Origin of the sequence: Chryseobacterium viscerum (assembly GCF_002899945.2) — a bacterium.
Classification (GTDB): domain Bacteria; phylum Bacteroidota; class Bacteroidia; order Flavobacteriales; family Weeksellaceae; genus Chryseobacterium; species Chryseobacterium viscerum.
The window spans coordinates 1-3,856 of the sequence record NZ_PPEG02000023.1; the positions used below are offsets into that span (position 1 = coordinate 1).

1 protein-coding gene and 1 pseudogene are annotated in these 3,856 nt (G+C 42.2%); both read left to right on the plus strand.

Annotated elements, in window-relative coordinates; genetic code table 11:
* Positions 1-2,534, plus strand: a pseudogene (locus tag C1634_RS25590) (FISUMP domain-containing protein); the annotation flags it as partial.
* 525 nt (positions 2,535-3,059) lie between these two features.
* The coding region (locus tag C1634_RS25595) for a hypothetical protein (RefSeq protein WP_109739380.1) at positions 3,060-3,856 on the plus strand (797 nt) is incomplete at its 3' end.

A 3,856-nucleotide genomic window follows, 5' to 3' on the forward strand; every position in this document is an offset into this window, starting at 1 on the left:
AAAGCAGTGGCACATTGTCTGAAAATACAACAGTAGGACAGGGTATCCATACTCTTGCATTTACTTCGGGTGCTACCAATGGTTTTTCTGTAGATGGTGCAACTTTCTCTGTAGATGCTGCTAATGATCGTTTGGGAGTTGGTACAGTTTCTCCAAAGGTAACACTTGATGTAGCGGCCAGAGCGATTGATGGTTCAGCTGCTGAAGGATTTAAGGTTCCTATGCTTACAGGGAATGCACTGTATGCTGCGGCAATCAATGGAAAATATTCATCAGAACAAAATTCAGCCATTGTGTATGTTACGGTTGGTGCAGATGTAAGCAAACGTACGGGGCAGACCGAATACATGGATTCGGATGGTTTTTATTACTTCGATTCAAATAAAGGAATTTCAGGAAAGTGGATAAAGTTCGGGTCAGGAGGGTCTGTTTCGCCTGTGTTGGGTTCTCTGGATTGTAACGGCTCTCTTTCTGTAGGTCATCTTTACAGCGGAGAGATATCCAATGGAGTAAGTTCTGTTGTTTCTTATACCAATGGCAACGGTGCAGCATATAATGCACAGGATATTTTATCTACAGGTGTTACCGGTCTGACAGCCCATCTTTCTGCCGGCTCTTTAAGCAATGGTAATGGTAGTTTAACCTATACAATCAATGGTACACCCTCAGGACCGGGAACGGCAAGTTTTGCGATAGGAATCGGCGGTCAAAGCTGTACTTTGACAAGGACTGTTGTTCTTTCGTCTGCAGTAAGTTCTCTAGATTGTTCCGGAGCTGTAAATAGCGGTACTTTAACAGAGGGCAGTGCAGTGAGTGGTGTAAGTTCAGTGATCTCTTATACAGGTGGTAGCGGGGGATTGTATAGTGCTCAGTCTGTTTCTTCAACAGGAGTAACAGGATTAACAGCTACATTGGCTTCAGGTACCTTTATGACTGGGACGGGGTCATTAACTTACAAAGTATCAGGAACACCATCGATGGGAGGGACTGCATCTTTTCTTATTACTATCGGCGGCCAAAGCTGTACTCTGACAAGGGATGTTCTATTTCCTGTTACTGTAAGTTCTCTAGATTGTTCCGGAGCTGTAAATAACGGTACTTTAACAGGGGGCAGTGCAGCCAGTGGGGTAAGCTCAGTGATTTCCTATACAGGAGGGGATGGATCTACATATGATGGACAGTCTGTTTCTTCAACAGGAGTAACAGGATTAACAGCTACATTTTCTTCAGGAACGTTAGCTAATGGAAATGGCAGTGTAACATATACGATTAGTGGTACACCATCCGCAGGGGGTATTGCATATTTTCCAATTAATATAGGAGGGAAGAGTTGTGTGTTGACAAGAATGGTAAATCCTACTCCGGGTATTACTTTGGCACAAAACAGAACTTATATGATAGCCTCTGTGTATGATGATGATTATCTTCCTTATACAGTGCCAACAGGAGCAGCAACGACCAATACACAGGCAGCTGATGGATCCAACGAAGTGGTAACAGTCAATGTACAGGGAACTATTACTCCATCAGGTGTAATGATTACCATACCCGTAACGGCTACAGGCAGTGGTACTTTACCAGCTTATTCTACTACAATTACCATACCTGCAGATATGACCGAAGATGGTATCAGCAGAAATCTAACGCTATCTTGGGCATCACAGGCTTACACTTCGGGAACCAAATCTATTACTGCAACCATCAAAGCTATTGGTGGTACATTAAATGTTAAAAAGCTGGATGTTAACTCCGGTATTGGTAATGATGCATTGGGTGTGTTAATGGGGCAGTTTACGTATCCTTACAATAGTGCTGGGAATACTACGAGCTATAGTGTAAGAGACATTGCAGGGATTCCGGACAGGATGTTTGGTGTTGCTGATAATACTGGCAGTACTAGTAGTCATATGATGTTGTATTTACCGATTGTTGCGGAAGACGGGAATATTTGGTTAAACAACAATTTAGGGGCTAATTATGCTAATATCAACCACGCCAGTTTTGATCCGGCACAACAAGCTACGAGTTCTATCGATTATTTAGCATACGGAAGCTTGTTCCAATGGGGAAGGAAACCAGATGGACATGAATTAATGACATGGACTAGTGGGACTGCAGGAACAGCTGTAAACGGTACAACTTCTACTTTAAACAATACACCAGGCCATGCTTTGTTTATTTCAAGTAATACAGATTGGAGAACAACACAAGATGACACGCTTTGGGCAAGTGCTTCAAGTGCTAACAACCCATGTCCGTTAGGTTTTAAAGTACCTACGGCCACAGAGATAACTACTTTAGCAACTGCAGCGGGGATTACCAATGGTACTACTGCAGCAAGTTCCGCTTTGAAATTTCCTCTTTCTGGTCGCCGTTCGTTCAACGGTTCGTTTTCTGGTTTGGGCAGCTTTGGCTACTACTGGAGTAGTTCTATAGCTAGTACCAATAGTAGCTACTATGTATTTGGCAGTAATTTTACTGTGAGTTCAGTCCGCCGTGCTTTTGCCAACGGAGTTCGTTGTATCAAAGATTAACTTTGAGCTTTTGCGTTGAATTAGGTCAAAATATGCTAAGGGATAGTCTAGCAACTCTTTTTTGTTCTTGCCTTAAAGCAAGAGAGTTTATACACCACAAAATTACGGAAATATTTTTCTGCTGAATTGTTCATTAGGAGATTGTATATCTGTCAGGATAGCTTTTATATAGAAAATTTCGGAGTAAAGAATAAGGATGTCAAGGTAAATAAAAATTAATTCTATTTTTTATATGAGAAAAAAATGATAACGGGCATAATGAGTCTGACAGGATGTTTTTGTTCTGGCTCAGGTGGTGAGTATCACGTTTCCTTCACTGAGTAATAGTGCATCGGATATTGGCCGTGTAGTTCATGTTTTCAATAATAACACGGGTGCCTTTGCGGTGACATATTCGGGTTCATATACAGCTGGTAATTCAGCGACTAACCAGGGCAGAGGCCGAACGTTTGTGTGGACAGGAACAACGTGGGCAAATATTGGGATATAGATAAATAAAAATATAATACTATAGATAGTATAGATATGAAAAGAAAATATACAACAGCAGTAACGATTCTGGCTTTTCTTCTGGTGTCTTCCGGAGTTAGCGGTCAGATTATGACCAATGGCCCAATCGGCTCCGGGGTTACGGGCTCAAATGTATTATTGGATGGCAGTACCGCTTTCAGTACAGAAAGCGGCTCGGGAGCGTATGTTGGTAAGGGTATTGTTATACCATCGGTTGATCTTGTAAATTTCGAGTTTGATCTGACTTTATGTGACGGGGTTACATTTCCAACGTATTTTGATGGTATGATCGTGTACAATAATGCATGGGGTAATAGCTTAACGACAGGCAACAGGTCTTCTAAGAGTACTGTGTTGTCTCCTGGTTATTATTACTTTTCGAATCCCAACGGCTCAATCAATGGGAGTGTTGCTATGGGAGAATGGAAGGGTATAGCGGAAGGATCGACGTCTTTTTCGTGGTATAATGCTTTGTTGCATCAGCCAGCAACTTCTAATGTTCAGGATATTTATCAAAAAGGAAAAGTGGGGATCTATACGGATTCTCCTAAAGCGACGTTGGATGTTTCAGCAGGGAAGTCTGATGGGAGTACAGCAGAGGGTATTATTGCCCCGAGGCTTCGTGGCGATGAGATTAAATTATCTGATTCGAAGTATGGATCAGACCAGAGGGGAGCGATAGTCTATGCTACTAGTGCTGTTGGTTCCGCTACCGCTAAAACCATTAATATCACATCAGCTGGGTATTATTATTTTGACGGGGGTATCTGGCAGCGGTTTGCTTTAGGTTCGGGATATACAGGTTCCGGTTC